The sequence below is a fragment of the Sphaerisporangium sp. NPDC051011 genome (genome assembly GCF_040653595.1).
In the GTDB taxonomy this organism is placed as follows: domain Bacteria; phylum Actinomycetota; class Actinomycetes; order Streptosporangiales; family Streptosporangiaceae; genus Sphaerisporangium.
In genome coordinates, this window is sequence record NZ_JBFAGG010000014.1 from 233,130 (window position 1) to 259,812 (window position 26,683).

Annotated in this window: 25 protein-coding genes; 11 read left to right on the top strand and 14 right to left on the bottom strand. The window is 68.1% G+C overall.

The window, feature by feature from the left end:
* The first annotated feature begins 1 nt into the window (after position 1).
* Both tgmB and tgmC read left to right on the top strand, forming a co-directional pair.
* Positions 2 to 934: an ATP-grasp ribosomal peptide maturase gene (gene tgmB / locus AB0H21_RS29875; RefSeq protein ID WP_358523079.1), complete on the top strand. Its 933-nt coding sequence runs from the start codon at positions 2 to 4 to the stop codon at positions 932 to 934.
* The gene (tgmC, locus tag AB0H21_RS29880; protein ID WP_358523082.1) at positions 931 to 2,223 is read left to right on the top strand and encodes an ATP-grasp peptide maturase system methyltransferase; all 1,293 of its coding nucleotides are present in this window, start codon (positions 931 to 933) and stop codon (positions 2,221 to 2,223) included. Before tgmB ends, tgmC begins: the two co-directional genes overlap by 4 nt.
* Positions 2,224 to 2,638: 415 nt before the next feature.
* Here tgmC and AB0H21_RS29885 read toward each other — a convergent pair whose 3' ends face one another.
* The 8 genes from AB0H21_RS29885 to AB0H21_RS29920 all read right to left on the bottom strand — a co-directional run bounded on the left by AB0H21_RS29885 (position 2,639) and on the right by AB0H21_RS29920 (position 10,079).
* A complete protein-coding gene (locus tag AB0H21_RS29885) occupies positions 2,639 to 2,932 on the bottom strand; it encodes a type II toxin-antitoxin system PemK/MazF family toxin (protein ID WP_358523085.1) in 294 nt (97 codons plus the stop codon).
* 16 nt (positions 2,933 to 2,948) lie between these two features.
* Positions 2,949 to 3,179: a hypothetical protein gene (locus AB0H21_RS29890; protein ID WP_358523088.1), complete on the bottom strand. Its 231-nt coding sequence runs from the start codon at positions 3,177 to 3,179 to the stop codon at positions 2,949 to 2,951.
* A gap of 197 nt (positions 3,180 to 3,376) precedes the next feature.
* Entirely contained in the window at positions 3,377 to 5,107 is a 1,731-nt protein-coding gene (locus tag AB0H21_RS29895; RefSeq protein WP_358523090.1) for a HAMP domain-containing sensor histidine kinase, read from the bottom strand.
* 223 nt (positions 5,108 to 5,330) lie between these two features.
* Positions 5,331 to 6,122, bottom strand: a complete 792-nt coding sequence (locus tag AB0H21_RS29900; protein WP_358523093.1) for a response regulator transcription factor — start codon at positions 6,120 to 6,122, stop codon at positions 5,331 to 5,333.
* 90 nt (positions 6,123 to 6,212) lie between these two features.
* Positions 6,213 to 6,830, bottom strand: coding sequence for a hypothetical protein (locus tag AB0H21_RS29905; protein WP_358523096.1), 618 nt, complete (start codon positions 6,828 to 6,830; stop codon positions 6,213 to 6,215).
* A 29-nt stretch (positions 6,831 to 6,859) separates the two neighbouring features.
* Complete coding sequence (locus tag AB0H21_RS29910; protein ID WP_358523098.1) at positions 6,860 to 8,134, bottom strand: ABC transporter permease; 1,275 nt, start codon at positions 8,132 to 8,134, stop codon at positions 6,860 to 6,862.
* On the bottom strand, positions 8,134 to 8,892 hold the full coding sequence (locus AB0H21_RS29915) for an ABC transporter ATP-binding protein (RefSeq protein WP_358523101.1): 759 nt from the start codon (positions 8,890 to 8,892) through the stop codon (positions 8,134 to 8,136). The genes AB0H21_RS29910 and AB0H21_RS29915 overlap by 1 nt, the downstream gene beginning before the upstream one ends.
* A complete protein-coding gene (locus AB0H21_RS29920; protein ID WP_358523104.1) occupies positions 8,889 to 10,079 on the bottom strand; it encodes an HlyD family efflux transporter periplasmic adaptor subunit in 1,191 nt (396 codons plus the stop codon). The genes AB0H21_RS29915 and AB0H21_RS29920 overlap by 4 nt, the downstream gene beginning before the upstream one ends.
* A gap of 210 nt (positions 10,080 to 10,289) precedes the next feature.
* Here AB0H21_RS29920 and AB0H21_RS29925 point away from each other — a divergent pair, with 210 nt between their 5' ends.
* A complete protein-coding gene (locus AB0H21_RS29925; RefSeq protein WP_358523107.1) occupies positions 10,290 to 12,029 on the top strand; it encodes an efflux RND transporter periplasmic adaptor subunit in 1,740 nt (579 codons plus the stop codon).
* A gap of 310 nt (positions 12,030 to 12,339) precedes the next feature.
* Here the strand turns inward: AB0H21_RS29925 and AB0H21_RS29930 are convergent, their stop codons facing one another.
* The gene (locus AB0H21_RS29930; RefSeq protein ID WP_358523109.1) at positions 12,340 to 13,251 is read right to left on the bottom strand and encodes a LysR family transcriptional regulator; all 912 of its coding nucleotides are present in this window, start codon (positions 13,249 to 13,251) and stop codon (positions 12,340 to 12,342) included.
* A gap of 74 nt (positions 13,252 to 13,325) precedes the next feature.
* Between AB0H21_RS29930 and AB0H21_RS29935 the strand changes: the two genes are divergently transcribed.
* From AB0H21_RS29935 to AB0H21_RS29950, 4 genes are read left to right on the top strand one after another with little or no spacing between them, the layout of a single operon-like run.
* Positions 13,326 to 13,988: an RraA family protein gene (locus tag AB0H21_RS29935; RefSeq protein WP_358523111.1), complete on the top strand. Its 663-nt coding sequence runs from the start codon at positions 13,326 to 13,328 to the stop codon at positions 13,986 to 13,988.
* Positions 13,988 to 14,656, top strand: coding sequence for an RraA family protein (locus AB0H21_RS29940; RefSeq protein ID WP_358523113.1), 669 nt, complete (start codon positions 13,988 to 13,990; stop codon positions 14,654 to 14,656). Before AB0H21_RS29935 ends, AB0H21_RS29940 begins: the two co-directional genes overlap by 1 nt.
* Positions 14,653 to 15,249, top strand: coding sequence for an RraA family protein (locus tag AB0H21_RS29945; RefSeq protein WP_358523116.1), 597 nt, complete (start codon positions 14,653 to 14,655; stop codon positions 15,247 to 15,249). Before AB0H21_RS29940 ends, AB0H21_RS29945 begins: the two co-directional genes overlap by 4 nt.
* 20 nt (positions 15,250 to 15,269) lie before the next feature.
* A complete protein-coding gene (locus tag AB0H21_RS29950) occupies positions 15,270 to 15,929 on the top strand; it encodes an alpha/beta fold hydrolase (RefSeq protein WP_358523119.1) in 660 nt (219 codons plus the stop codon).
* Between the two features lie 325 nt (positions 15,930 to 16,254).
* On the opposite strand, the gene fxlM is transcribed toward AB0H21_RS29950, so the two are convergent.
* The 5 genes from fxlM to AB0H21_RS29975 form a co-directional block, all read right to left on the bottom strand.
* Entirely contained in the window at positions 16,255 to 17,481 is a 1,227-nt protein-coding gene (gene fxlM, locus AB0H21_RS29955; protein WP_358523122.1) for a methyltransferase, FxLD system, read from the bottom strand.
* A gap of 465 nt (positions 17,482 to 17,946) precedes the next feature.
* Positions 17,947 to 18,192 (bottom strand): DUF397 domain-containing protein, encoded by a 246-nt coding sequence (locus AB0H21_RS29960; RefSeq protein WP_358523125.1) that lies wholly within the window; start codon positions 18,190 to 18,192, stop codon positions 17,947 to 17,949.
* Between the two features lie 23 nt (positions 18,193 to 18,215).
* Complete coding sequence (locus AB0H21_RS29965) at positions 18,216 to 18,467, bottom strand: Scr1 family TA system antitoxin-like transcriptional regulator (RefSeq protein WP_358523127.1); 252 nt, start codon at positions 18,465 to 18,467, stop codon at positions 18,216 to 18,218.
* A 129-nt stretch (positions 18,468 to 18,596) separates the two neighbouring features.
* On the bottom strand, positions 18,597 to 18,797 hold the full coding sequence (locus AB0H21_RS29970) for a DUF397 domain-containing protein (RefSeq protein ID WP_358523130.1): 201 nt from the start codon (positions 18,795 to 18,797) through the stop codon (positions 18,597 to 18,599).
* Between the two features lie 8 nt (positions 18,798 to 18,805).
* The gene (locus AB0H21_RS29975) at positions 18,806 to 19,672 is read right to left on the bottom strand and encodes a helix-turn-helix transcriptional regulator (RefSeq protein WP_358523133.1); all 867 of its coding nucleotides are present in this window, start codon (positions 19,670 to 19,672) and stop codon (positions 18,806 to 18,808) included.
* A 740-nt stretch (positions 19,673 to 20,412) separates the two neighbouring features.
* On the opposite strand from AB0H21_RS29975, the gene AB0H21_RS29980 reads away from it, so the two are divergent.
* The 4 genes from AB0H21_RS29980 to AB0H21_RS29995 all read left to right on the top strand — a co-directional run bounded on the left by AB0H21_RS29980 (position 20,413) and on the right by AB0H21_RS29995 (position 26,573).
* Positions 20,413 to 21,246 carry an ATP-binding protein gene (locus AB0H21_RS29980; RefSeq protein ID WP_358523135.1) on the top strand — a complete coding sequence of 278 codons (834 nt, stop codon included), beginning with the start codon at positions 20,413 to 20,415 and terminating at the stop codon, positions 21,244 to 21,246.
* A gap of 399 nt (positions 21,247 to 21,645) precedes the next feature.
* Positions 21,646 to 22,701 carry a LacI family DNA-binding transcriptional regulator gene (locus tag AB0H21_RS29985; RefSeq protein WP_358523138.1) on the top strand — a complete coding sequence of 352 codons (1,056 nt, stop codon included), beginning with the start codon at positions 21,646 to 21,648 and terminating at the stop codon, positions 22,699 to 22,701.
* 107 nt (positions 22,702 to 22,808) lie between these two features.
* Positions 22,809 to 25,055, top strand: a complete 2,247-nt coding sequence (locus tag AB0H21_RS29990) for a hypothetical protein (RefSeq protein ID WP_358523140.1) — start codon at positions 22,809 to 22,811, stop codon at positions 25,053 to 25,055.
* A gap of 531 nt (positions 25,056 to 25,586) precedes the next feature.
* Positions 25,587 to 26,573, top strand: a complete 987-nt coding sequence (locus tag AB0H21_RS29995; RefSeq protein WP_358523142.1) for an RICIN domain-containing protein — start codon at positions 25,587 to 25,589, stop codon at positions 26,571 to 26,573.
* Positions 26,574 to 26,683 lie beyond the last annotated feature (110 nt).

Sequence of the window (26,683 nt, forward strand, 5' to 3'; positions counted from 1 at the left end):
AGTGGTACTGGTCCTCACCTGCCTTGAGGACCCCACCGCAGACATGGTCATCGGCCGTCTGAACGCGCGGGGAGCACGGATCGCACGTTTGGATCCGGGGATCGACTTCCCCGCCTCCATATCCTTCTCAGCATGGTTCGAAGACCGGTTGCACGGCTTTTTGAACACCGCTTCGCGGCACGTCGCCCTGGATGACGTGTGCGCCGTTTACTACAGGCGGCCCACACCCTACGCATCCAACCACCCATCCCAGACCGACCGCTTTTCAGCCCTCCAGGCGCGATTCGGACTCGGCGGAACTCTCGCCTCACTGCCCTGCCGGTACGTCAACCACCCGTGGAAGATCCTCGCGGCCGAACACAAGCCGCTCCAGCTCACCACCGCCCGTCAGGTCGGCTTCAGACTGCCACCCACGTTGATCACCAACCGGCCCTCCGACGCTTGGGCCTTCGCCGCCGAGCACGATCGGATCATTTACAAGCCCCTGAGGCTCACCTCGTTTGTGAACTCGGCCGGGGAACCATCGACCATCTGGGCGACTGCCGTAGATCCCGGCGCCATCGACGACACGATCACCCGCACCGCGCATCTACTCCAAGCCCGCGTCGACAAGACCGCCGACCTACGGGTGACGGTCGTCGGGAGACATGCGTTCTGCGTCCGCATCGAGTCGGACCTGCTTGACTGGCGGCAGGACTATGACCGCATCTCCTACACGGTGGTCGATTCTCCGCCCGGCCTTGCTGACGCCGCCATTGCCCTTCTTGACGCACTTGATCTCTCGTTCGGCGTGTTCGACTTCGCGATCGGCCGGGACGGAAGCCCCGTGTTCCTGGAGTGCAATCCCAATGGGCAGTGGGGATGGCTGGAAGACGCCACAGGGATACAGATAGCCGCCTCCATCGCCGACCTACTATTGGAGACCCCGAAGTGAACACTCACGTCCACGAGCGGCTGACCGCCCGGCTTCGCAGCCGCCTGGCCGACGAACTCACCGAGAACGGGGAATTGCGGAGCCCGGAATGGCGGCGAGTCGTTGAGACCGTGCCGCGTGAAGTGTTCCTCGGTGAGCGGGTCTACCGGCGCGTCGACAGCCCGCACGGAACCGATTGGGAACCGATCAACACTGCCGCTGACGAGAAGTGGCTCGGCCTGGCCTATCAGAACGTGACGTGGGTGACCCAGTTCGACGAGCGCGACGATGCCGTGCGAGGCGCGCCGACATCCTCATCGACCCTGCCCGGTCTCGTGGTGAGGATGCTGGAAGACCTCCAGGTGGAAAACGACCATCGGGTACTGGAGATCGGCACGGGAACGGGATACTCCACCGCGCTGCTGTGCGAACGTCTCGGTTCCGGTCAGGTCACCTCTGTCGAAGTGGACCCCGAGGTGGCCGCCCGTGCTCGGCGCGCCTTGCAGCGTGCGGGCCACACTCCGGCCCTCGTGATCGGCGACGGACTGGCCGGACACCAAGGAGGGGCTCCGTATGACAGGATCATCGCCACCTGTTCGGTCCGGACCGTCCCCGGCTCGTGGCTTCACCAGGCACGACGCGACGGCCTCATCCTGGCCACACTGTCCGGATGGCTGTACGGTTCCGCCCTCGCCCGTCTCACTGTCACCGCCCGTTCTGAAGCAGAAGGCGAATTTCTTCCTGGCACGATCTCCTTCATGCCGGCACGGTCGCATGCCGCCCCTCTCATCGGTGACCTGCCGTCGCAGTCCGACGGGAAGCAGCGTGCCACCGTGTTCGGCGCTGATGTCCTCGCCGAATGGACGCCACTGTGGGTGGCCCAGCTCGCCGCTCCCGGCGCCCAATCCATAGGCGTCTCGACAGAGGGCCGCCCGGTGGCGTATTGCGTCATCGACCAAGCCGCGGCGTCGTGGGCGTGGCTGGTGCCCCAATCAGACGAGTGGACCGTCAGACAGGGAGGCCCGCTACGGTTGTGGGACCGGATCGAGGCCGCCCTCACCGCGTGGCACGATGCCGGCAAGCCGAGCCAGCAAGCCTTCCGCCTGCGCATCAAGGACGACGAGCAAAGCGTCTTCCTTCCCGGCACACCGGAGCTTCGCTGGACTCTGCCCGTCATACCGGAATCGGGCCCGCGACCGTACCTTCCCCAACTGCCGCTCGACGGATCCGACCGGTCGCGTCTGGCCATGTTGACCGGTCTGAGCCCTGAGCGCATCGATGAGCTCGGCGGAGTACGCGAGAAAGATTGAAGGTGCCCACGAACCCCGCCCGCCCTTCCCAACGGCCGCGCGTACGCGACGTTGCCTCCTGAAGAGCAAAAACAGATCGCTTTGCCGGGCGACCACTGCGACAGCGTTCCTCCACCGGTGGACCGGCTGTCCGCCACCTCGGACAAGGGCGAGCGTTATGACTACCCCGGCCCTGTCTGCAACGGCAGGACGTGGCGGGTGGGGCCAGCCGTCTCCCCCTCGCCGAAGTAGAGCGCTCAGCGGCGGCAGTGGTTACTCCCGTCAGGGCGGCACCCATCTGGCCGCATAGGCCATGCAGGCCGGGAGGGGCGATGGCAGGGCGGGAGCCGGGGCGGGGAGAGTCCCGTCCACGTGGGTAGGACATCCTGTCGGGCCCGAATCTATGACCGGAGACCTGGCGATGATGTTCATCGCTTCACGCAATGAGGCCAAGCATGACATGAAGCGCTTCGTTGACTTCCTCGATCTCGGAGGGATCCAATCGACCAGCGAAGTCACCGAGCCTGGAGATGTCCAAAGCGGTGAGCTGATCGACAAGGACTCGGGTGGTCTTTCCGTTCAGCTCGATCTCAGGCCGAAACGTCATTGGACGAGCGCTGGTCGATGTCGGGGCGACGATCAGCGTGGAGAGTGAGGCGAGCGCGTCAGACTGCAGAAGCACTGCGAATCGCTCACCTCGCTGCTCGTGCCCCACGGCTTCGCGCGGCATGCGCACCTTGTAGACATCACCGCGCACAGTCTTCGCCCAGGTCGCGACGTATGGCACGGATTTCCGCCAGGTCCTCCGGATCGTTGGCGAGTTCCTGCGCCTCCATCCGGGCGACTTCCATGCGCCGGAGTCGATTGGCGATGAGCAGCGCCTCGCGGACCACGTCTGTGGCCGACCTGCCGTCGGCGGTCAGCTCCGCGAGAGCCTTCTCGGTCCTCGCATCGATCTGTACGGTCAACACAGCCATATCATCACTGTACGACGACACCCCTCGCAGGCTTTTCGTCTATCCGCGTAACCAGTCAGTGCCTCAGCGTGACCACACCTTCTTTGGGCCGGCAGACCGATAGCCGCGGGGGAATCTCCCTTCAGGAGACACGCCAGGTGGCGGTGGGGGCGGTGGTGTGGCGGCGGAGTCGTAGGACCTCTATCAACACAGCAAAATTATTGTGAGTGCGATTCACGTGCGCCCGTCGGCCGTTCTTCGATGGCCGGGAGGAAGACCCGGAAGGTGGTGCCCCTGCCCAGGTGGCTTTCCACGGTGATGGTGCCGCCGTGGGCTTCGGTGAGGGCGGCGGCTATCGAGAGGCCGAGGCCGGTGCCGCCGGATTGGCTGCGGGTGCGGGCCGGGTCGGCGCGGTAGAAGCGTTCGAAGACGCGGTCGGCGGCTTCGGGGGGCAGGCCGGGGCCCTCGTCCGCGACCTCGATGACCGCCCGGTCGTCCACGGTGCCGACGCCCACCCGGAACGGGGTGCCGGGCGGGGTGTGGCGCAGGACGTTGCCGACCAGGTTGGCGATCACCTGGTGGAGGCGGGGCTCGTCGCCGGTCACCATGACGGGGCCGTCGCCGGAGTCCAGGCGTACCAGGTCGATCTCGCGGTCGGGGGCGAGCGTCTGGGCGTCCAGGACGGCCCCGGCGGCGAGGCTGAGGACGTCGACGGGATGGCGGTCCAGGGGACGTTGCTGGTCAAGGCGGGCGAGAAGGAGCAGGTCGTCCACGAGGAGGCCCATGCGGGCGGCCTCGTCCTCGATCCTGTGGAGGAGGCGGGCGGCCTCGGCGAGGTCGGGGGTCTCGTGGCGGTACAGCTCGGCGAAACCGCGGATCGACGTCAGAGGGGTACGCAGCTCGTGGGAGGCGTCGGCGATGAAGCGGCGCATGCGCTCCTCCGAGCGGCGTGCGTCGGCGGCGGACTCACGGGCCGCCTTGGCCGACTCGCGGGCGGCGATCTCCGACTCCCGGGACGTGATCTCGGACGCGCGGGCGGCGTTCTCCGACTCGCGCGCCGCGATCTCGGAGGCCTCGCGGGCGCGGAAGGCCGTCTCGATCTGGGCGAGCATGCCGTTGATGGCCCTGCCGAGCCGTCCCATCTCGGTCCGCCGGTGGCGCAGGGGGACGCGGCGGGACAGGTCGCCGCGCGCGATGGCGCCCGCCGTGCCTTCGATCTCGGCGAGCGGGCGCAGGCTCCGTCGTACGAGCCAGTGGCAGGCGAAGCCGAGCAGGACGAGCACGCAGCCGCCGACCGTGGCCACGATGATGGCGAGGCGGGTGACGGTGGCGTCGATCTCGTCCAGGCGGATCGCGATCACACGGATGCGCGTGCCGTCACCGTCCTCGGCGGCGATCGCGCGCCAGCGGATCCCGGAGTCGGACCCCACGGTGAAGGGGTGGGGCGGGACGCTGCGCACCTGCCGCAGCGTGAGATGGGGAAGTCTCGGCGGGTGGGGGTCCAGGTTCTCCTGCAAGGTGCGTTCGACGCGGCCGTCGGGGCTGAGCAGGGCCATGTAGAACAGGCCGTACTGCCTGGGGTATCGCGGGCCGTCCGGGGGCCTGATCGGCGGCGACGCGGGGATGGCCACCTCGCGCCGGGGCATGGCGGCCACCATCAGCTGCCGGTCCACGCGGTCGACGAGGTAGCCGCGGAGCAGTTGGACGGCGAACCCGCCGGTGAGGGTGATCGCGAGCGTGACCAGCAGCAACGTGCCGACGACGAGGCGCAGCCAGAGGGGGGTGCGGGCGAGTCGTCGTTTCAGCTCGCGGACAGGGGCCCGTGTCCAGCCCTGCCGAGGAGGGATCGGGGGCGGCTCACCGTCCAGGTCGAGGTCCACCGGTCCGGGTACGCCGCCCGGGGCCGTCGTCCTGATCGCGTCGCTCGTCCCCGCGCAGGAAGTCCCCACGCCGCTCGTCCCCGCGCCGGGAGTCCCCACACCGGTCGTCCCCGTGCCAGAAGTCCCCGTGCCGGTCGTGCTGTTTTGGGGAACGGTGCCGGAAGCGCCGCCCTTATCGGCGGGGTCGGCGGTTTCGTTCCCGGCCGGTCCGGTAGGGCCAAGGGGGGTGGTCGTGCTCGTCGCCTGGGCGTCGGCGTCCGGAGGTGTGTCACGCTCGGGGGGTGGGGGCGCGTCAGTGGCGTGGTGCGCGTAGGACGTAACCCACCCCCCGGAGCGTGTGGATGAGCCGCGGCTCCACGGTGTCGATCTTGCGCCGGAGGTAGGAGACGTACGACTCGACGACGTTGCGGTCACCGCCGAAGTCGTAGTTCCACACGTGGTCGAGGATCTGCGCCTTCGACAGCACCCGGCCGGAGTTGACCATGAAGTAGTGCAGCAGCTTGTACTCCGTGGGCGACAGCTTCACCTGTCTTCCGGCCCGCCAGACCTGGTGCCCATCCTCGTCCATCTCCAGGTCGGCGACCTGGAGCCGTGAGGGCAGGTTGAGGTCGGCCCGGGTGCGGCGCAGGACGGCCCGGATGCGGGCGAGCACCTCGTCCAGGCTGAACGGCTTGGTCACGTAGTCGTCGCCGAGGCCGAGACCTGTGAGCTTGCTGTTGGACTCGTCGCGCGCGGTCAGGAAGACGACGGGCACGCGGCGGCCCGCGGTGCGCAGGCGGCCCGCGACCGCGAAACCGTCCATGTCGGGCAGCATGACGTCGAGGACGACCAGGTCGGGCCGTACGCGCTCGGCGAGCTGCACCGCCTCGCGCCCGTCCGAGGCGGTCAGGACGTCGAACCCGGCGTAGCGCAGGGTGGCGGACAGCAGTTCGCGGATGTTCGGCTCGTCGTCGACGACCAGCAGCCTGGCCTCGCCCGCGCTCGAACCACCGGATCCCGTGGAGCCGCCTGAACCCCCGGCGCCACCGGGACCGACGGAACCACCGGGACCGCCCGAACCATCCCGGCTACCGGACCAGGCCATGGCACATCTCCACTCGCATCAGTCATTGCCTCGCTTACGTACCTTTTCGCGAAATTTCCGGACATCCTAGGGATCGGCGCGGCGCGAACATCAGCCGCCACCCCGGTTGCCGAACCCCCCGAGCGCGCCGCCACTGCTCACGGTGGTCGCGCTGACGGAGCCGTTCGTGCCGCGCGTGCCCTGGACGACCACGGGGCTGCCGGGCTTGAGGTCCTTGAGCTTGCCCTCCTTGCTCACCTGGACCTTGGTGTCGCCGGTGGTCGTGACGATGACGACGCCGGTGGGCGTCTCGACGTAGAGCTTGCCGCCGTCCACGAGCTTCACCGTGCCGACGGTGAAACCGTCCCCGGCGCCCTGCCCGGCGGAACCCGCGGGACCGCCGGAACCCCCGAAGCCGCCCCGCCCCGCGCCTCCACCCGCACGCTGCTGGGCCGCGCCGCCATTGCCCGCGAGCAGCGCCTGCGCGACGCCCGCCTGGTCGCCGCCCGCCCGCGTCCCCCACAGCTTCTGGGCCTGGATGCCGAGGAGCATGCCGGCCACGAGGAGCACCCCCGCGCCAAGGGCCACGGTCAGCTTGGACGCGCGCCGCCCCTCGGGCCGGGCGGCGAGCGCGGTGTCGAGGTCCCCGTCGAACGGGGAGGTCTCCAGCAGCGCGTGGTCGGGCGCGGAGTCCTCGCTGGGGTACGGCTTGCGCCTGGTCGTGCTCATTTTCACTCCTTGATCCCGGTGGCCGTACGTCACTCGTGCCGCAGCGCTTCGATGGGGCGCAGCTTCGCGGCCCGGTTCGCCGGGTAGCTGCCGAAGAACAGCCCGATCGCGACGGACACGCCGAGCGCGAGCGCGATCGAGGTGGGCACGATGACCGGCTGGACGCCGGCGATCGTGAACCTGCTGCCGATGAACCCGATGGCGACCCCGAGCAGGCCGCCGATCAGGCTGAGCATGGTGGCCTCCGCGAGGAACTGGCCGAGGATCGCGCCGCGCGGCGCGCCGATGGCCTTGCGAATGCCGATCTCCCGGGTCCGTTCGGTGACGGTGACCAGCATGATGTTGGTGATGCCGATGCCGCCGACGAGCAGGCTGATGGCGGCGACGGCGCCGAGCAGCACGGTGAAGGTGCCGATGGCGGCGCTGACCGTCTCCTGGAGCTGCGCCTGGTTGAGGATGCGGTAGTCGGCCGTGGAGGTCGGCGTGATGCCGTGCCGCTGGTCGAGAATCTGCGTGATCTCCGACTGCGCCGCGTCGACCGCCGTGGCGCTCTTGGCCTGGACGATGATCTGCCCGAGCGGCCCGTACCCGGTGAGGCTCTGCTGGACGGCGGGCAGCGGCGCGACCGCGATGTCGTCGGCGTCCTGGAAGCCGGAGGATCCGGCCGGTTTGAGCACGCCGACGACCGTGAACGGCACGCCGGTGATCGTGACCTGCTTGCCGATCGGGTCGACGCTCCCGAACAGGTCGTCGGCAACGGTCTGCCCGATCACGATGATCTTCCAAGCGGCGGTCACGTCGTCGTTGTAGAAGTACGAGCCCTTGGCGACCGGCTTGTTGGACGCCTCGAAGTAGCTCGGGTAGGTGCCGACGAGCTGGGCGATCGAGTGGCTCGCTCCCTCGTACGTGGCCGCCTGGGACGACGCGCTGACCACGGGCGACACGCTTTTCACCGAGGGAGCGGCCGAGGCGTCCGTCAGGGCACGGGCGTCCTCGATGGTGAGTTCCTTGGCCTGCGTACGGGGGCCGGTGCCGCCCTGCTGCTGCGCGGCCCCACCCCCTGCGAAGAAGCCGCCGCCCCCGCCGCCACCACCGCCGCCCGAGAAGGACTGCATCACGGTCAGCGTGTTGGCCCCGAGGCGCTGGATGTTCTGGGTGATGGACCGCGACGTCCCCTCACCCACCGCGACCAGCAGGATCACCGCCGCGACCCCGATCAGGATGCCGAGCGTGGTCAGCACGCTGCGCATCTTGTTCGCCGTCAGCCCGCGTACGGCGAAGCGCAGGACCTCCAGGGCGCCCATCAGGGGGCCACCCGGACGAACCGGGGCGGAGGGCCGTCGACCGGCGCCTTGCGGTGGTCCTCGACGATCCGCCCGTCGACCAGGCGGATGACGCGCTTGGCGTGCGTGGCCACGTCGTCCTCGTGGGTGATCAGGACGATCGTCCGTCCCGACGAGCTGAGCCGGTCGAGGATGCGCAGCACGTCGGCGGTCGAGGTGGTGTCGAGGTTGCCCGTCGGCTCGTCGGCGAGCAGCAGCGACGGCGCGGTGACCAGCGCGCGGGCGACGGCGACGCGCTGCTGCTGGCCGCCGGACAGTTCGTTCGGGTCGTGGTGGATCCGGTCGCCGAGACCCACCTGGTCGAGCGCCGCGAGGGCCCGCTTGCGCCGCGCCGCCGCGCCCAGCCCGCCGTACGCGAGGGGCAGTTCGACGTTGGCCAGCGCGCTCATGCGCGGGATCAGGTTGAACGACTGGAACACGAAACCGATCTTCCTGTTGCGGAGGACGGCGAGCTGGCGGTCGCCGAGCGCTCCGACGTCGGTGCCGTCCACGAGGTAGGTGCCGCTGGTGGGTACGTCGAGGCAGCCGAGAATGTTCATCAGCGTCGACTTGCCGGAGCCGGAGGCGCCCATGATGGCCACGTAGTCCCCGCGCTCGACGGTGAGCGACACGCCGCGCAGTGCGTGCACCTGCGCGTCGCCCGTCCCGTAGATCTTGCTGACCTCGCGGACCTCCAGGACGGGGCCCTCGCGATCTTCTGGGACGTCGCGCGGGTTCACCCTCGGCCTCCGCCGCCACCGAAGCCGCCACCGCCACCGCCGAGGCGGATGCCGCCGCCCCCGCCGGGGAAGCCTCCACCGGGGAAGCCGCCCTGGAGGCCGCCGCCCGTGGCGCCGGTCGTGCGGACCACCTGGTCTCCCTCCTTGAGCCCCGAGGTGATCTCCGTCGTGGTGTCGCCCTTGACGCCGGCCTGCACCGGCTTGGCGACCTGGCGTCCGTTCTCCAGGACGGTGACGGTGCTCTGGCCGCCGGCGGTCCTCACCGCCGAGGTCGGCACGGTGAGCGCATTGTCGGCCTTGGCGACGATGACCTGGACGGTCGCGGTCTGGCCGAGGCGCACGGTCTTGGGGACGTCGCTGAGCGAGATCGTCGCGGAGTACTGCACGACGTTGTTGTTCGTCTGCGCCACCGGGTCGATGAGCGTGACCTTTCCGCTCGCGGTCACGCCCGGCAGCGCGTCGAACGTCACGGTGGCGGGCTGGCCGGTCTTCAGCTTCGTCACGTCCGACTCGGTGAAGTCGCCGACGATCTGCAGGCGGCCGGCGTCGACCATCTCGATGAAGCCCCCGCCGGACGAACCCGAGCCCGCGGACCCAGATGAACCGGACGAACCGCCCGAAGCGCCTCCTCCTTGCCCGGATCCGGTGCCCGAGCCCGAACCCGAGGAGGACGATCCGCCGGACGACGAGCCACCGACCGTCCCGTTCACGGCCGTGACCGTCCCGGCGAAGGGCGCCTTGATCACGGTGGCGTCGAGCGCGCGCTTCGCCTCGCGGTAGGAGTTCCTGGCCTGGATGTACTGCGAGTACCCGGAGGCCGTGGTGGTGTCGCCGTCCTTGGCCGCGCTGAGGCTCGCGGAGGCGGCGTCGAGCGCGTCCCGGGCGGCGGTGTCGTCCACGCGGGCCAGGATCTGGTTCTTGCCGACCTTGTCACCGGCCTCGACGTAGATCTTCTCGACGGTGCCGCTCGTGCCGAAGCTCAGCGAGCGGGTCCTCGCGCTCTCCACCGACCCGGACGCCGAGACCGCCGACAGGACGGTCCCCCGGGTGACGCGCGTGGTGAGCGGTGCCGCCTCGGCCGTCGGCCCCTGGTTCAGGGATGCGTACGCGACGCCCGCGCCTCCCACCAACAGCACGGCCAGCGCGCCGTTCACGATCAGCGCTCTGCGCTTCGTCGACAGCTTCACGACCATTGAGCCTGGACCACGCCGCTTGGGCGAACCTCCGGCGTCCCTGAATGTTTCCTGACAACGTGGCAACTTGCGCCTCAAAGAGCGCTATACCGGCCTATGGTTCGACAAAGCCCCAGCTCATCGCGGCCTTTCATCCGGATTTACACAGGGAACTTTGAGTTCGGGCTGAGCTTGGAATGACGTCAGCCCGCCAGGATGGCCCGCATGAGATCGAGCACTCCTCCCGCCGCCGTACGCATCGGGGGCCTGACCCTCGCGGCGATCGTGCTGGTGGGGGCCGGGCTGGCGTACGCGGGCAGCGGCGAGGACGCACCCGCGGCGCGCGTGGAGCTGGCGTCCGCCAAACGGGGCACGGTGGTCAGCGCCGTCTCGGCGGCCGGGAACACCGTGGACACGCACAGCCGCGACCTGGCCTTCGGCGCCTCGGGGACGGTCGAGAAGGTGTACGTGCAGCCCGGGGACAAGGTCAAGAAGGGCCAGGTCCTCGCCCGCGTCGACGACACGCTCGCCCAGGAGGACGTCGACGCCGCACGGGCCGCGCTCGCGGCCGCGGAGGAGACGCTCGACAACATCAAGAACGGCAAGACGACCGCGGGCACGGGCGCTTCGGGTGCGACCTCCGGCGGCGGAGCGGCCGGGGGTGGAGGCGGTGCTTTCGGCGGCACGGGCGGCTCCGGCGGATCCGGTGCTTCTGGAGGAAACGGCGGAAACCAACCCGGTGGCAAGCCGACCGGGCCACAAGGGCAACCGTCCTCGCCACCCTCGGGACCGACCACGAGCTGCCCGCCCACGACGCCCAGCCCCTCACCGACGCCCTCCGTCCCCAACGGTGACGGCGGCCACTACGGCTACACCGTCACACCCCGCCCCCGGATCGCCCCTGTGTCATACGGAAACACGGGCTCGTACGGGAACGGGCAGAGCGACGGCCACGACGGCCGGACACCTCACGCGTCCCCGAACCCCGAACCGACCTCGACCCACGCCCCCAAGCCCACTTCCAAACCCACCGCAAAACACACTTCCAAGCCGACGACAAAACCCACGTCCAAGCCGACGCAGAAGCCAACCGGCAAGCCGACCGGTAAGTGCACCGCCCCGAACGGGAACGGGGGCACGAACCCGAACCAGCAGCCCGACCCGCAGCAGACCGCACCCCAGGGGAACTCGGGACAGGGAGGCAGGTCGGGGAACGGCCAAGGCGGACAGGCGCCACAAACCGGAGGAGGCGCCGGCCAGGGCGGCGCGGGCGGACAAGGCGGCCAAGCTGGACAGGGCGGCCAGCAGGTCACGACCGTCGCCGAGGCCGAGGCGAACGTCGGCAAGGCCCAGACCACGCTGCACACGGCCGAGGACGCGCTCGCGGGTGTCAAGATCAAGGCGCCCGCCGCGGGCACCGTCCTCAGCGTCGCCGGCGCGGCCGGTACGGACGCCACCGCCGGGACGACCTTCGTCACCCTGGGCGACCTCGACGAGCTGCAGGTCAAGGCCATGTTCTCGCAGACGGACGTCGGCCGCCTCAAGATCGGCCAGGCCGCGTCGGTCTCCCTCGCGATCCGCCAGGGCACGACCTACGACGGCAAGGTGACCCACATCGACCCGGCCGCGACCAGTACCGGCCGCCTCGTCCAGTACGGCGTCACCGTCGCCTTCGACCACCCGCCAAAAGGCCTGATGCTCGGACAGACGGCCACCGTGATGGTCACCGTGGACAAGGCCGACGAGGCGATCTACGTCCCGGCCCAGGCGGTGAGAACCCGCCCGGACGGCGCGGCGACCGTACTGGTCCGCCAGGGGAACGGCAGCGTACCGCGCGAGGTGACGACCGGCGTCCGCGGCGACCAGTACATCGAAATCCGCTCAGGCCTGTCCCCCGGCGACCAAATAGAACTCCCCACCACAGGCCCCTCGTCCTTCCCCACCGACGGCTTCCCGTCCCCCTGAGCACATAGGGTGTCGCCGGTTACTGCCAGTTGCTGCTAGTTGGCGCCAGACTGGTAGATCACCGTTGTAACGATCGGCCACCGCCAATACTGCCGCTCGGGTGCCGGTGATGTGGCCACGCCGTACCACCCATGACGCCGGAAGCCTGCCGCACCGGCCACACCACGAGTGGGAGCAACCCGCTCCCGCGCAGGTCAGCGCGCATCTGAGCGCCGTCGGCGTCTGGGACGAGACGGCGGATCGCCGGCGGCGACGCCGTTGCCTGTCTCTGCGGGGGAGAACGGCAGGCGGGTGTGCCGGCGCTGCGGCCTCAGTCGTCCCGCGCCGCATCGGACGGCCCGTGCGACGCGATACGCAGGAATTCCTGTACCAGTGGTTCATGAGTACCGGCCCGGGTGACGAGGGAAAGTTCGACGATGTCGGCGGGGTCGGTAAGGGGACGGTAGGCGACGGGGTGCCGGAACGTGCGCGAGGCGGTCGCGTTGGGGACGAGGGTGACGCCGAGGCCGCAGGTCACCATGGCCAGTTGGGTCAGAATCGAGTTGGCGAGGTGCCGTGCGTCGGGGGTGAAACCGGCTCGGCGGCAGGTCATCATGAGTTGGTCGTGGTAGTCCGGTGACGCCTCGCGGCGCAGCCAGACCCAGGGCTCGTCGGCGAATCGGGAAAGGTCGACCGGGTCCGCGGGGTTGCCGGCGAGGGGGTGTTCCTCCGGCAGCGCGATCACGAAGTGGTCATGTCGCCAGGGCCGCATGCGCAGGCCGCGTACGGGTGCGCTGGGCCGGATGACGGCGATGTCGATCTCGCGCTGGGCGACGGCTTCCTGTCCCGTTCCCGTGTCCACCTCCGTGATCTGGAGCTCGACACGGGGACGGGTCTCCCGGAACGTGGCCAGAGCACCGAGGAGGGGCTCGCTGAGCGCCGAGGTCACCACCCCCATCCGCAGCGTTCCCACCAGTCCCGCCTCGGCCTGGGTGGCGACCTCATGGGCGTACTGCGCGACAGCCACCAGCTTGCGGCACTCCTCCGCGAAGGCCCTTCCGGTCTCGGTGAGCTTGACACTGCGCCCCGTGCGATCGAACAGCTGCGCTCCCAGTTGCCGCTCCAGCTGAAGGATCGCCTGGCTCAGCGGCGGTTGGGACATGCCGAGTTTCTCGGCGGCGCGTCCGAAGTGCAGTGTCTCCGCGACAGCCAGGAAGTAGCGGGCTTGGCGAACCTCGATCATGAGTCGCTCTGCCTATGAGTGAGAGAGGAAATCAGACCTTCAGTATATTGACTGGTCTTGCTTCACTGAAGGGCATGACAGCTGAAGCAGCCTTGTTGGCGCAGTTCACGGCCTTGGACACGGCCGCCGTGTCCGACGCTCTCGACAACTGCGGTCTCCCTGCCGGCCTGGGCGGCATCCGGCCGATGTGGGGCCGTCCGAAGGTGGCCGGGTTCGCGAAGACCGTTGAACTCGAACCGCTGACCGCCGAGCACGGCGGCGCCCATATCCTCACCGGGACGATCGCGGAGTCCGGTTCCACGGACGTCCTCGTGATCGCCAACGCCGGTCGTACCGACGTCTCCACCTGGGGTGGCATCGTCAGCCTCGGCGCCGCGGTGAACGGCGTCCGGGGCGTGATCACCGACGGCGCCTGCCGGGATGTCGGCCAGGCCAGGGAGTTCGGCTTCCCCGTCTACGCGCGGGCGCAGGTCCCGGTGACCGCGCGCGGACGACTGCGGCAGAAATCGGCAGGCGAGCCGATCGTCATCGGCGGCGTGACGATCAACCCCGGCGACGTCGTGCTCGCGGACGAGGGTGGCGTCGTGGTCGTCCCCCGTGAGCGGGCCGCTGACGTACTCAAGGCGGCCCAGGCCGTCGCGGACCGGGAGGCGGTGATCGAGGCGGAAGTCCGCGCGGGGGTTCCGCTCCCGAACGCGATGCGCGATGCCCGTCTGGCCGGGAAGGAGGAGAAGTGATGAGCATCGGCGACATCGATCTTGTCGCCCGGCTTCGTGCCCTGCCCACCACTGCCGTGTCCGACGCCCTGGACCGGATCGGCATTGAGGGCGCCCTGCACGGCCTGTCCCCCCTGGCGAACGACTTCCGAGCCGTCGGGCCGGCCTTCACCGTCCGCTACGCGTCCGTCGACGAGGCCGGCGCCGGCACGGTCGGCGACTTCCTCGATGACGTGCCGCCGGGCTCGGTGATCGTCATCGACAACGCCGGTCGTACCGACGTCACCGTCTGGGGCGGCATCATGACCGAGGTCGCCGCCGCCCGCGGTATCGCCGGGACCGTGATCAACGGGGTCTGCCGCGACGTGTCCGCCTCACTGACGCGGAGCTACCCGCTCTTCAGCCGCGGCCGCTTCATGCGCACCGGCAAGGATCGGGTGCGCCTGGTCGCCATCGGCGAGCCGATCACCGTCAACGGCATCGAGATACGCCCCGGCACTCTCATCGCCGCCGACGCCGATGGAGTGCTCGCCGTGCCGGCCGCCGAGGCCGAGCGGGTCACCGAGATCTCCGAGGACATCGAGCGCGTCGAGTCAGACATCGTCGACGCGGCGCGCGCCGGCAGCACCCTGCGCGAGGCCCGCGAGAAGTTCGGCTACCACCGGCTCCAGACGAGGAGGCCGACATGACGGACGCGGCCCGCGGCCACAGCACCGCCACCCTGTACGAGGCGTGCCGAGGCGCCGCGCACGCCTGCGACCCGGCCCTGCGCCCTGCCTGGTCGGGGGCGCGGGTGGCCGGCCCGGCGTTCACCGTGCAGGGCATCGGCGGCGACAACCTCGCCCTGCACCGTGCCGTCGCGCAGGCCCCCGCCGGCAGCCTCCTCGTGGTCGACCTTCAGGGCGCCGCGCACGGCCACTGGGGCGAGATCCTCGCCGTCGCCGCCCAGCAGCGCGGCATCCTCGGCCTGGTCGTGGACGGTGGCGTACGGGACACCGCCGAACAGGCGGGCCTCGGCTTCCCCGTGTTCGCCCGGCACATCACCGTCGTCGGCACCGGCAAGGACCACCCCGGCACCTTCGACGTACCGGTTCGGGTCGGCGGAGTCGTCGTCCGGCCCGGAGACCTGGTCGTCGGCGACGCGGACGGCGTGGTCGTCGTACCCGCCGAAGCAGTGGCGAAGGCCCTCGACCGGTCCGACGAACGGGTCGCGGCCGAGCAGAATGCCCTCGAAGCCATACGCGGCGGCGTCACGACGCTTGAGTACTACCGCCTTGTGTGACTTGTGTGAATGGAGAAGCCTTGGCCACAGGTAGCGAGTTCACCTACGAACACCTGAGCCTCCACATCGATGAGGTGGCCCTGCGGGTCGCCACCGTCCGACGGGACGGTGAACGCGCTCCTGTCGTCTTCCTGCACGGCTTCGGCTCCACAAAGGAGGACTACGCCGACTTCGTCCGCCAACCGGCATTCGACGGGCGGCCGTTCCTCGCGTACGACGCCCCGGGCTGTGGGGAGACACGGTGCGCGAACCTGACGAAGATCTCGATCCCGTTCCTCGTGAAGACCGCCCAGGCGGTGCTGCGGGCAGCGGGTATCGACCGCTTCCACGTCGTCGGCCACTCCATGGGCGGCCTCACCGCACTCATACTCGCCCACCAGGAACCGGACCGGATCCTGAGTTTCGTGGACATCGAGGGCAACGTCACGCCGGAAGACTGCTTCCTGAGCCGGCAGATCGCCACCCACCCCGCGACAGACGACCAGCGCTTCTTCGACGATTTCAGCGAGCGGGCACGCCGTTCGACCGAGTCCTCCAGCGCGCTGTACGCGGCGAGCCTGCGCCACAAGGTACGCGCCCGGCGCCGAACGAGGCAGGTCGATGCCATCGATACTGGTGTCGGCGCGGGTGTTGACCGCCTCGTAGAGGTTGGCCAGCACCTGGTAGGCGATCTCGCCTAGTCCTGCGCGGATGTGCAGGCGGCAGAGGTTGACCAGTGGTTCGAGGGCGCAGCGGGCAGCCGTGCCGGTCAGCGGGAGCGCCTCCAGGTGCAGGCGAGCGTGGCGGTGACACCATGTGCGGGCGAGTTCCGGCAGGCCGCAGTCGGAGGCGAGGAGCGCGGAGCGGTTGTGGACGGCCGCGGCTTTGGTGGGGTCGCCTGTCTGGACGGCGGCGTGGGCCAGAGCGCTGATCTGTTCCACGCGTGCCGTCAGGGGCGAGCAGATAGGCCGACTGCGGGGCAGTAGCGGGAAGCGTTGTGCTATCGGCCCGGTAGGGTCCACAACGTCACCGCCAGGTCACAACGATGGGGCGTCCAGGACGAGGCAGGACGAAACGGCCGGCGGCCAGGTCGGTGGCGCCGGGGTCACGGTCAGGGAGAGCGAAAGTGGCCGTCTTGCCCCGGTAGAGGCCGCCCCAGACGTGGATCTGCTCGGCGACGTCCTGAACCAGCGCCTGACTTTCTGGTCCGTGCCCGGCAACGCCGACCTCGAAGTTCCCTTCTGGGTTCCGTCGCATCGTCAGGTAGGCCAGGTTCGCGCCCCAGGTGGTGGCCATCGCTCCCCACCCGAACATCGGCGTGAGACCGTACCTCTGCTTGGCCTCGGCGGCGACCGACATGCGCATCAGCGCGTTGTCGAGGGTGAGCCCGAGCCACAGGTCCATCCACTCGAACGACGCGCCAGGTGGAAGCCGCACACCGGTCCACTCCTGGAGCGCGGGGGCGTCGAGCACATTCTCCATCTGGTCGGCGTCGACGGTCTGGTCCTTATGAACCTGGAGGGTGACATCCTGCTGAGGGGTGAGCGCGACGGTACGGCGTGCGTCGTCGCCTAGGCCGCGCAGCGGCATGAATACCGACAGGTGGCTGTCGACCGACCTCCAGCCATCCGTTTCGCGCTCGAAGGCGATGGTGCGCGAAGCGGTGCCGCGCAACCGGGTGGGGACGACCAACCGGCCGCCGTTGGTGAGCTGGGTCAGCCAGGGGGCGGGGATGTCGTAGGCGGAGCAGGTGGCGATCACCCTGTCGTAGGGGGCTTCGGACTGGCGGCCGAGCGCCCCGTCGCCAAGGATCACCTCCACGTTGGTGACACCTGCGTCGGCCAGGTGGGCTCGGGCTCCAGTGGTGAGGTCGTCATCGACGTCGATGGTGACGACGCGCCCGGAGGGGCCGACGAGATGGCCGAGGAGGGCGGCGTTGTAGCCGGTTCCGGCACCGATCTCCATCACCTTGTCGCCGGGTTCGGCCCCCAATTGGTGGAGCATGAGGGCGACCACGGTCGGTTTGGAGGCTGCCGAGATGCGGGTGCCGCCTCCGTCCGCCTTGGTATAGACAGGGTCGTCGGCGTATGCCTGATCGACGGGAACGCCAGGTAGGAACTTCTCGCGGGGTACGGCGCGAAAGGCATCTTCAATGGCGGCGTCGGTGACGGCGCCGTGCTGGGTGAGCCGGTCAGCGAGGGCGTTACGTAGCGTATGGGCGTCCATGGGAGCCTCGTGGCTGAGGGCCGTCATCTGCCCGACCTTACGGGTTGTCGGAGCTGTGGCAGTCGCGGACACGACAGCGCGGTCGGGAGCGAACACGGTACGGACAGCAAAGTCGGCGAGGACGGCTTGGTCGATGGCGGGGATGCCAGCCCGGTTGAGGTGGAACAGGATGTTCTTGGCCTGGCTTCCCCGCCCCGTGTTGTCCCAGCTCGCCGCCACATGAACAACCCGCCACCGAGGAAATGGTCCTCGCTCCGCTCGGGCTGTGTTTATCAGGGCTGCCGCCGCTTCAGGCTCGCTGTCCGGCGAGCCCTCGCCGAGCCCCTGAGCAGTGGCAACACGACCGGCAGCGTCTCATAGAAGGTGCGTCAAGGCCCCTGGGGTCTCTCGCCAGGGGCCTCGACCTCACGCCTTCAGGAGCTTTCGAAACGACCCGTACCTGAACCCGTGATCAGAAACCGTTGGCCGACACTCGAAGCAGAGGCCACAGCATTAATGAGGCTGTTCGAACGCGCCGTTCCTGATGGCGGCGCGGAAGACGTCCCATCCAGTGGGAGTGAGCGTCAGCACGGGCCCGTCGGGAACCTTGGAATCGCGCATGAGGTAGATCGTCTCGCCACCCCCCTCATGTGCCATGAGGTTCAGGTCGTCCGCCACAGCGATTTCGACGCAGTCGCCGCCGTTGTTGCTGTAACTGCTCTTACGCCATTGACCGCGGAGCCGGAACTTGTCGTCCACTCTGAGCCTCCCTGAGGAGTTGGTCATGTGAAGTCTCTGGCTGCCTGTGCGATGAGGGCACGCGAGTCCACCGGATCAAGCGCCTTGGCACGCAGGTGATCGAATACCTGGTCATACCGATCAACCTGCTGCCGCTCTTCGAGGTACAACGCACCAGTTTGACTCTCCAGGTACACAACGTCCAGATCGGCCGATTCGGGAAAGCCGACGATCACGAATGGTCCGTCCATCGCCGGGTGCATGCCTACCGAGAACGGCAACACCTGGACCGTCACCTTCGCTGTCCGGCCCGAGCCCTTAACACAGCCCCTGAGCAGTGGAAACACGACCCGGCAGCGTTCTCGTAGAAGGTCAGTTCAAAGGCCCCTGGTGTTTCTCCCATCAGGGGCCTCAACCTCGTGGCTTCAGGAGTTGGCGTAGCGACTCGTTCTTATGTCGCTGATGAACGCATGCCACTCATCGCGAGTGAAGCTCAGCACCGGGCCATCGAGGATCTTGCTGTCACGCACAACCTGACAACCATCGGGAGCGGTCGCCACCTCGATACAGTTGTCTCCCGTCCCGCTGTAGCTGCTCTTCCGCCATGCAAGGCTGGTGTGATCCACTGTTCGGTCTACCTCTCCAATCGATCCACTAATGCAGCCATGTGGTGCACGGACTCATCAGGAGATAGGGCAAGCCCCTGCACTTGGCTAAAAATGAGCGTATAGCGTCGGAGTTCCTCCGGTGTCTCCAGCCATAGGTCATCTGTTGCGGTCTCCATATACACAAGACTCGGGTCGTCCGGCGAAGGAAAGTCCAGAATCAGGAAGGCGCCTCCCGTCATGGCCGGATGTGAACCCACGGACAGCGGCAGAACCTGGACGGTGATGTTAGGCCGAGTCGCCATGTCGATCACGTGCTCCAACTGAGCACGCATCACCCCTGCCCCGCCGGTCATCCGGTGCAACGCGGCCTCGTCGATCACAATGACCAACTCGGGTGGATCTTCACGCGAGATGATCTGCTGACGCGCCAACCTGGCTTGAACACGGCGTTCGATAACCGCCTCACCCAGAACTTGCCCACCCCGGAGCACGGCCGCCGTGTACTCAGCCGTCTGGAGCAAGCCAGGTATGAGAAGCGCCTCGTACGACCGGATCATCGAGGCACCTGCCTCGAAATCGGGCAGGGAACTGCGAAAGACGTCCTGGTAATCGGCCCACCAGCCCCGCTGCCGTGACTCTCTCGCCAAGGTGAGCAAAGCTTCTCGCCGCCGCTCGTCGGTGACGCCATATAGATCGAGCAGACCTCTGATGTCGTGTGGTGCAGGCCGCTTCCACTCGTCGCGTTCCATTCGCGTGATCTTTGAGGGATCCCAATCCAGTTGCTTAGCCGCCTCTGCGGCCGTGAGTCCGCATTCGACGCGGAGTTGGCGAAGTGCAGCAGATAGGCGTCGCCGCTTGACGGTGGGACTGCTCACTTGACTCTCCAGGCGCATTAAAGGGCAAATTTGGACGCATTAGGCCATAGCAGACAATCACACGTAACTCAATTTACGCCTTGCAAGTTGAGGACTGCTCGATCACTATTGTCGCATGGCTCATCACAACGGGTGGCGTCATCCTGGAGTGATACCAGAGAGCGTCGTAGCGCGGGGACGCTCTGGCACAAGGGTCTTCACGCGGCTCTTCTCGCGCTTCCTAACCCATGCCGTCATCTGACCCGCCAGAGACCTACAAACGGCTCATAAGGAAACGAGGCCCGCCTCGGCAGTGCAGGCCGGGCGAGCCTCTTGAACCGGACACCTGGAGGTCCGATCCCGATGCATAACCCTAGGCCCATAAGAGTTATCCGGGTGCGTTGGCGGGCTGAGTGGCCGCCGATGCCGCTCGGGTGCCGGTGGTGTGGCCATCCGCCGTACACCCATGACGCCGGGAGCCTGCCGCACCGGCCACACCACGAGTGGGAGCAGCCCACTCCCGCGCAGGTCAGCGCGCGTCTGAGCGCTCGTCGGCGTCTGGGACGGGACGGCGGGTCGCCGGCGGCGACGCCGTTGCGGCCATTGCCGAGGCAGGAGCCCTACCGCATCTCGTCCGTGCCCCGCTCGGTGCCGGTCGGTCGGCACAGACGGACGGCCGAACCTGTCACGGCGAGAGCGGTGCCGTACCGGCGTGGCCAACCCGCTGGCACCGGGACCTCATCCAGGGGGCAAGAGCCGTACGGAGGGGAAGCGGCGGCGTGAACGGGCGCGACCGTGAGACACGGCCAGGTGGGCGGCACCGGCGAGGGAGGACCATCGAGCAAGCCGCCCAGCGGCGGTGGGACCTCGCCGAACGAGCCGCCGCACACCAACTGGACCAGATCGAGCCCGGGTGGACCGTCTGGTACGGCGTCGGCACACGACGCTATTACGCCATCGCCACCTGGCGTACGCCTGAACCCTTGATCGTGCAGGGCCGCACCGTCGACGAGCTCCGCGACCTGATGCGGGAAGCCGAGCAGGTGGCGCGAACCCGGCCCGTGGCGACGAGGTACACGCCATCCCAGGCGCTCTCGCACGCGGTCGGAAGGTCCCCCGATGAGGCATCTCACCTGCCCGAACGCCTCCAACAACCATCATCTCTAGGAGCCCGCATGCCAGAGACGCCGAACGGTCTTCGCACCGTCTGCTGGGACCTTCCCCACGACCTCTCGATGGTCGGCGCGACGCGCGCCATGGTGCGAGACACCCTGACCACCTGGGCGCTTGGCGACCTAGCGGATGACGTGGTCCTGGTGGCCGATGAGTTGCTCGTCAACGCGATCAACTACGGCGACCCTCCGATCAGGCTCTCCCTGTGGGCCTCGCCCGGAGATCTCTGCGTGCGAGTCACAGACCATGGGACCGGGCAGCCCCGCCACCTCGACCTCGGGATCGAGTCCGTCCACGGCCGTGGTCTCACCATCGTGGCCGCCCTCGCCCACGACCACGGCATCACCGCACTTACAGACGGCCCAGGCAAAACCGTCTGGGCTCGCTGGAGGCACGCCACCCATAACGCTTCCGAAGCCCCGCTGGCGGAATCTCGGTGATCTGCGACTCACCCGGCGGGTAACGCGGCAGGGGACGTGGAAAACACAGCCTGAGCGGAGCGAGGACCATTGACGCGCAGTTGGCGGGCTCGGGGTGAGCCCGCCAACCGGTCAGGTGCGCCGCTGCGCGCCGACCCGGGGATGCTGATCACCGGTGCGGTGCCGGTGTCGGCGGCGGCTGAGGTGGGCGAGATCGACTGGCCGCTGACGATTCGTGCAGGGCGGGCTGGTGGTGAATCACGTCGCCTCCGTTTTTACCGAGGGACTGTTCGAACTTGGTACGCTTTGAGCGTTCAAATCAGGTGGCGGCGAGACTAGCAGACCCCGCGGCGGCCACACTAGGGGCCACTTCCCGGACAATGCAGCCAGGGATCAGCGCAGGGGACTCGTGGAGGGAATGTGGACGCTCTGGAGCGGCGCGAGCGAGATCGTGCGAACTCGCCGACGCTTCAGGACGTGGCCCGAGTGGCCGGAGTGTCCAGGCAGACCGTGTCGAACGTCCTGCATGCACCTGAGCGTGTACGTCCCGCCACCCGTGAGCATGTTGCGAAGTTCATCGAACTTCTCGGCTACCAGCCGAACCGGCAAGCGCAGGCGCTGGTGCGCAGTGCCTCCAGGATGATCGGCTACCTGATCAAGCCGTTGGCTCACGGAGCCCTTGCCTCGATCAACGACAGATTTCTGCACGCCCTCGCCGAGGCGGGCCGGACCACCGACCACCACTTGGTGCTGTTTAGCGCCGAGGACGATGCCGCGGAGGTCGACACCGCCAGCCGTCTCTACCGCGGCGGGGCCGTAGACACCGTTGTCCTCCACGGCTTGACGGCCGACGATCCACGCCCCACGGCCCTGCTCAAGCTAAGCGTTCCGTTCGTCGCCTTCGGCCGAACGGAGAGCGCCGCCGACGCCTACCCATGGATCGATGTGGACAACGTCGCGGGGGTAGGCGCTGCCGTTGACCACCTGGTGAATCGTGGTCATCGACGCATCGGCTTCGTCGGATGGCTGGCCGGCGACACCATCGGCGACCGTCGCGCGCGCGGCTGGCGCACCGCCATCGACCGCCACGAGCTCGGGTCGGCCTGCCACGCGCTGGACGTACGCAGCGAGGAATCGATCGCCTCCGCCGTTCAGAGCACCTTCCACCTACTGGAACAACCAGATCCCCCCACCGCGATCGTGACGGCGACCGACACGCTCGCTGTCGGGGCCATGCAGGCGGCTCAGCGCTGGGGGCTCGAGGTCGGCCGTGACCTCGCCATCGTCGGCTTCGACGACACACCGACCGCCGAGGCGCTGGACCTGAGCAGCATCCGCCAGCCCATCGAGCTGGCCGGCCAGCGCGTCATCGCCGCCCTGCTGGGCACCGATACGGCGAGCCCCACGAGCCAGCTGCTGGATCCTCAGCTGATCATCCGATCCTCCAGCGCGCGACCGGCGAGCCCACGCAGTTAACTCGGGCAACGGGTTGACATCTTTTCTCTGGCCCACCAGATTTGAGCGTGCAAATGCTCGATCTCGGCATCCGCGATCACCCCCCCTAGATCCACGCGGAGGAAATCATGAAATCGATTCAAAGACGGCGTCGCCGGGCCGCATGGCTGGCCGCCGTGGTGCTCGCCACGTCGGGCGTCGCACTCGGCGGCCAAGTCATCGACACACCCCCGGCTCAGGCGAGCCCTACCCAGGTCGACAGTGCCGTGATCGGCTGGGAAGGTGACTGGTGGGCCTCGATGGCGCACCGGGACGGGAGCTTCGATATCCAGGCCGACGGCAAGCGCGGCCTCAAGGTCGGCTTCGGGATCTACAACAACCCCGCCGGCATGCAGTGGTCGAACGCCGAGGGCTACCTCCCGGCTCTCGTCACCCAGTTCGAGCGGGACAACTCGACGGTGACGATCACCAACTTCGGTGACAAGGTGACCGTCGGCGGCAACGACTACGTGGCCGTCTACTCCCGTGTCAGCGTCCGCAACCACGACAGCGTTGCCCGCACGCTGGACCCCGCCCCTTCCCCACAGTTCCTCCCGCTCAATTCCGCCCCCAATACCGTCGCCCCCGGGCAGACGGTGAACCACGACTACGTGATCGCAACCGACCGGTTCGGCAACACCTACCCCTGGCCCGCCGACACCAGTCTGATCGCCGCCGGCGGCTACGACGCCCGCTACTCGCACATGAAGTCCTACTGGAACGGCAGGCTCGCGGGCATCGCCCAGATCGACCTGCCCGACACGCGTCTGGTCAACGCCTTCAAGGCCGGCTTCATCTACACCAACATCGTCAAAGACGGCCCCCGGCTCAATGTCGGGGAGAACGAGTACGACAGGCCCTTCGACCACGACCTGATCGGCATGGTCGTGAGCCTCATCCAGCAGGGCGAACTGGTGAACGCCAAGGACTACCTGCAGACCCTCTTCCACGACCAGTACCCCGACGCGGCCTACAAGTACAGCTGGCCGTGGGCGGTGTACCTGCAGAAGACCGGCGACACCGCATACGTCTCGGCCAACTTCACCAAGATCCGCGACTTCGCTCGCAGCATCGTGACTTCGGCCACCGGCCCCGGCGGCACCATGAAGCTCTCGCCCGCCATCGACCATGACGGTTACTGGACGCTGGACAGCCAGTCAGCACTGGTGGGCCTGCTCGCCTACAAGTACATCGCTCAGCGGCTGGGCAACACCACCGAGGTCAACTGGGCCACCGCCCAGTACAACACCCTGTTCACGGCGGTCAACAACCAGCTCCAGAAGGTCATCTCAGCCAACAACCTCAGCTACATCCCGTGCTCGGTGACCGAACCCAACACCCGCAACGCGTGCGGCCAGACCAACAACGCCAACTGGGGCTCCATGCTCATGTTCGGCCGCTGGAACTGGGACGGCTACCTGTTCGGTGCCGCGCAGAGCGGCCCCATGGCCAGCCTGCTGGACTCCACCTACGACTACGGCTTCGCGCACCTGTCGGGCCTGCCCGCCCACACCTTCGGCGGCTACCCCGGCTACAGCACGAGCTACAACGCCGCCTACGGCGAAGCCGCCCTGGCCGGGACCAAATACCGCAGCGAAGGCATCTACGCCTACGAATTCATGATTAACAACACTCAGAGCGCCCCGTTCTCCTGGTGGGAAGGCATCCCGACGGTGGGAACCACCAACTGGAGCCCCGGCACCCACGCCACCTCCGGCAGCGGCTCCAGCCCCCACATGTGGGGCCAGACCAACGCCTCCAAGGTCCTGCTCGACTCCCTGATCGCCGAGAAGAGCAACGGCCAGGCCCTGGTCGGGCGGGGCATCCCGAACGAATGGCTGAGCAGCGGACGCCAGGTCAGCATCACCAACTACCCCATCGCCGGCGGCCGGATGGGTGCCACCGTCACCAGCACCGGCAACACCGTCACCCTGAATCTGTCCGGCAGCACCCCGAGCGGTGGCGTCCAGTTCAGCCTCCCCGCCTTCATCGGCAACATCGCCTCCGCCACCACCGGCACTGTCGACAACGCCAAGGGCGAGGTCACCCTCCCCTCCGGCACCACCAACGTCACAGTCACCCTGTCCACCGCGCCGACCTACAAGCAACTCGGCGGCATCAACCTCGATTCCTACTGCAAGAGCATCGGCAACGCCGGCGGCGTCATCACCGATGGCAACACCGTCAACGACTGGAAGTGCGTCACCGGCTCAGGCGACCGCATCGGCCTCAGCGTGAACGAAGCCTGCGCCTGGCAGTACCCCTACAACGCAGCCGCTTTCTCCAAGTACACCGATGTCAACGACCGTTTCAGCTGGAAGTGCTACTCCAGCTGAGCCTGCACCGACAGTTCCAACCCCCACCACGTGACGTCGCGCCCGACCAGGCCTTTCCGGCTCACGACACGTGACATCCAAGCCCGTGATCACGCCCGGTTCGGCCCCGCTGCTTGCGACGAGCAGCGGGGCCAGCCGCCACAGGATCGGCTCGTCGCCGAGAAATGGTCCTCGCTCCGCTCAGGCTGTGTTTTCAGCGCCAGCCCATAGAGGCTCACCGGCCCAGCCTGAGCGGCGTCTCGGCCGAGGGACTTCCCCAGACGCCGATCCATTGCGCAGCGCAACCGGCGCGCTCCACCTACTTGATTGGGTTGTCCGGAGAGTCGAGCCAAAGGAGAACCGGGTGACGGTCTGTCCCGGCGGGACGGCCACCGGGTGGATCTTGGATGTTGACGGCATCGCCACCACGGCCCGACCATGGCGATCTTTACCGATCGCCGACTCCGAAACACCCGCTGATCAGCGGCGGAGCAGACCGCGCCTGCATACCGTGACCCAGTCACTGTAAGTGAACGACTGGAGCTGACGAGTATGAGAATGCCCATAGCCTGCCTGACCCGTCCGGCCGTCGCCGTGGCGGCCACGTCGCTGACGCTCGCCGGGGTCATCGCCTCCCCCGCTGCCGCCGCGGTGCCTTTCATCGGCCGGGACGTGCCGACCACCGTGACGATCGCGCCCGGCGCCACCGGGGCCGTGCCGTGGACCTACCAGAACACCGGCGGCCCCGGCCTGCTGCCCCCCACCGGCATGCAGGTGGTGTTCACCGCGCCGGGCAACACCATCTTCGCCCCGCAGACCACCGTCCCCTCCCAGTACAGCGACGACGGCTCGAACTGGCGGAACAACAATGTCGGCCTGCGCAACTGCGCCCTCAACGCCGGCAACACCACACTGACGTGTGAAGGCTATGGCATCAACGGGGGCCGCAGCAGCTGGCCGTCCCGCGGCTACTTCCGCTTCTCCCCGCAGATCACCGTGGCCGCCTCGGCCCCGGCGGGGACCACCCTCCCAGCCGGCGCAGGCACCTTCCGCTACACCGACCCCGGCAACGGCACCGAATACACCATCAGCGACGGCACCCTGAACGTCGCCACTCCCGCGGGGGCCCGGAAGGGGATGTGCCTGGACTCCCCCGGCCGCGAGAACAACGGCAACATCCGGATCTGGCAGTGCCTCGACCATGCCAACCAGAAGTTCGTCATCGACGGCGGCCTCATCAAGGTGGCCGACACCGTCGGCACCACCCGCGAGATGTGCATCGACGCCGGTAACACCCGTAACAACCTCGACAACGTCTACATCTGGCAGTGCCTGGCCAACCCGAATCAGATCTGGGTGATTCGCGACGGATCCATCGTGATCAAGGACACCCTCGGCACCCCCCGTGAGATGTGCATCGACGTCGGCACCACCCGCAACAACAACGACAACGCCTTCCTCTACCAGTGCGGCGCCACCAACACCAACCAGAAATTCGTCATCCAGCGCGGCCAGATCAAGGTCCAAGACACCCTTTAAAGTCGTGGTGCCGCTCCCGCGCGGGAGTCGTCTGGAATCCCGTCTCGGGGCAGATCATCCAGTCTCTGCCCCCCACACGCGCGGCGAACGGCCTGCCCGGAGATCTCAAC

Bases quoted from the DNA above. Each gene is read 5' to 3' on its own strand.
- AB0H21_RS29935 (WP_358523111.1), top strand. From the start codon at position 13,326: ATGACAGCTGAAGCAGCCTTGTTGGCGCAGTTCACGGCCTTGGACACG.
- AB0H21_RS29890 (WP_358523088.1), bottom strand. From the start codon at position 3,179: ATGGCTGTGTTGACCGTACAGATCGATGCGAGGACCGAGAAGGCTCTC.
- AB0H21_RS29925 (WP_358523107.1), top strand. From the start codon at position 10,290: ATGAGATCGAGCACTCCTCCCGCCGCCGTACGCATCGGGGGCCTGACC.
- AB0H21_RS29990 (WP_358523140.1), top strand. From the start codon at position 22,809: ATGAAATCGATTCAAAGACGGCGTCGCCGGGCCGCATGGCTGGCCGCC.
- AB0H21_RS29995 (WP_358523142.1), top strand. From the start codon at position 25,587: ATGAGAATGCCCATAGCCTGCCTGACCCGTCCGGCCGTCGCCGTGGCG.
- AB0H21_RS29930 (WP_358523109.1), bottom strand. From the start codon at position 13,251: ATGATCGAGGTTCGCCAAGCCCGCTACTTCCTGGCTGTCGCGGAGACA.
- AB0H21_RS29900 (WP_358523093.1), bottom strand. From the start codon at position 6,122: ATGGCCTGGTCCGGTAGCCGGGATGGTTCGGGCGGTCCCGGTGGTTCC.
- fxlM (WP_358523122.1), bottom strand. From the start codon at position 17,481: ATGACGGCCCTCAGCCACGAGGCTCCCATGGACGCCCATACGCTACGT.
- AB0H21_RS29910 (WP_358523098.1), bottom strand. From the start codon at position 8,134: ATGGGCGCCCTGGAGGTCCTGCGCTTCGCCGTACGCGGGCTGACGGCG.
- AB0H21_RS29975 (WP_358523133.1), bottom strand. From the start codon at position 19,672: ATGCGCCTGGAGAGTCAAGTGAGCAGTCCCACCGTCAAGCGGCGACGC.
- AB0H21_RS29945 (WP_358523116.1), top strand. From the start codon at position 14,653: ATGACGGACGCGGCCCGCGGCCACAGCACCGCCACCCTGTACGAGGCG.
- AB0H21_RS29940 (WP_358523113.1), top strand. From the start codon at position 13,988: ATGAGCATCGGCGACATCGATCTTGTCGCCCGGCTTCGTGCCCTGCCC.
- AB0H21_RS29885 (WP_358523085.1), bottom strand. From the start codon at position 2,932: ATGCCGCGCGAAGCCGTGGGGCACGAGCAGCGAGGTGAGCGATTCGCA.
- AB0H21_RS29905 (WP_358523096.1), bottom strand. From the start codon at position 6,830: ATGAGCACGACCAGGCGCAAGCCGTACCCCAGCGAGGACTCCGCGCCC.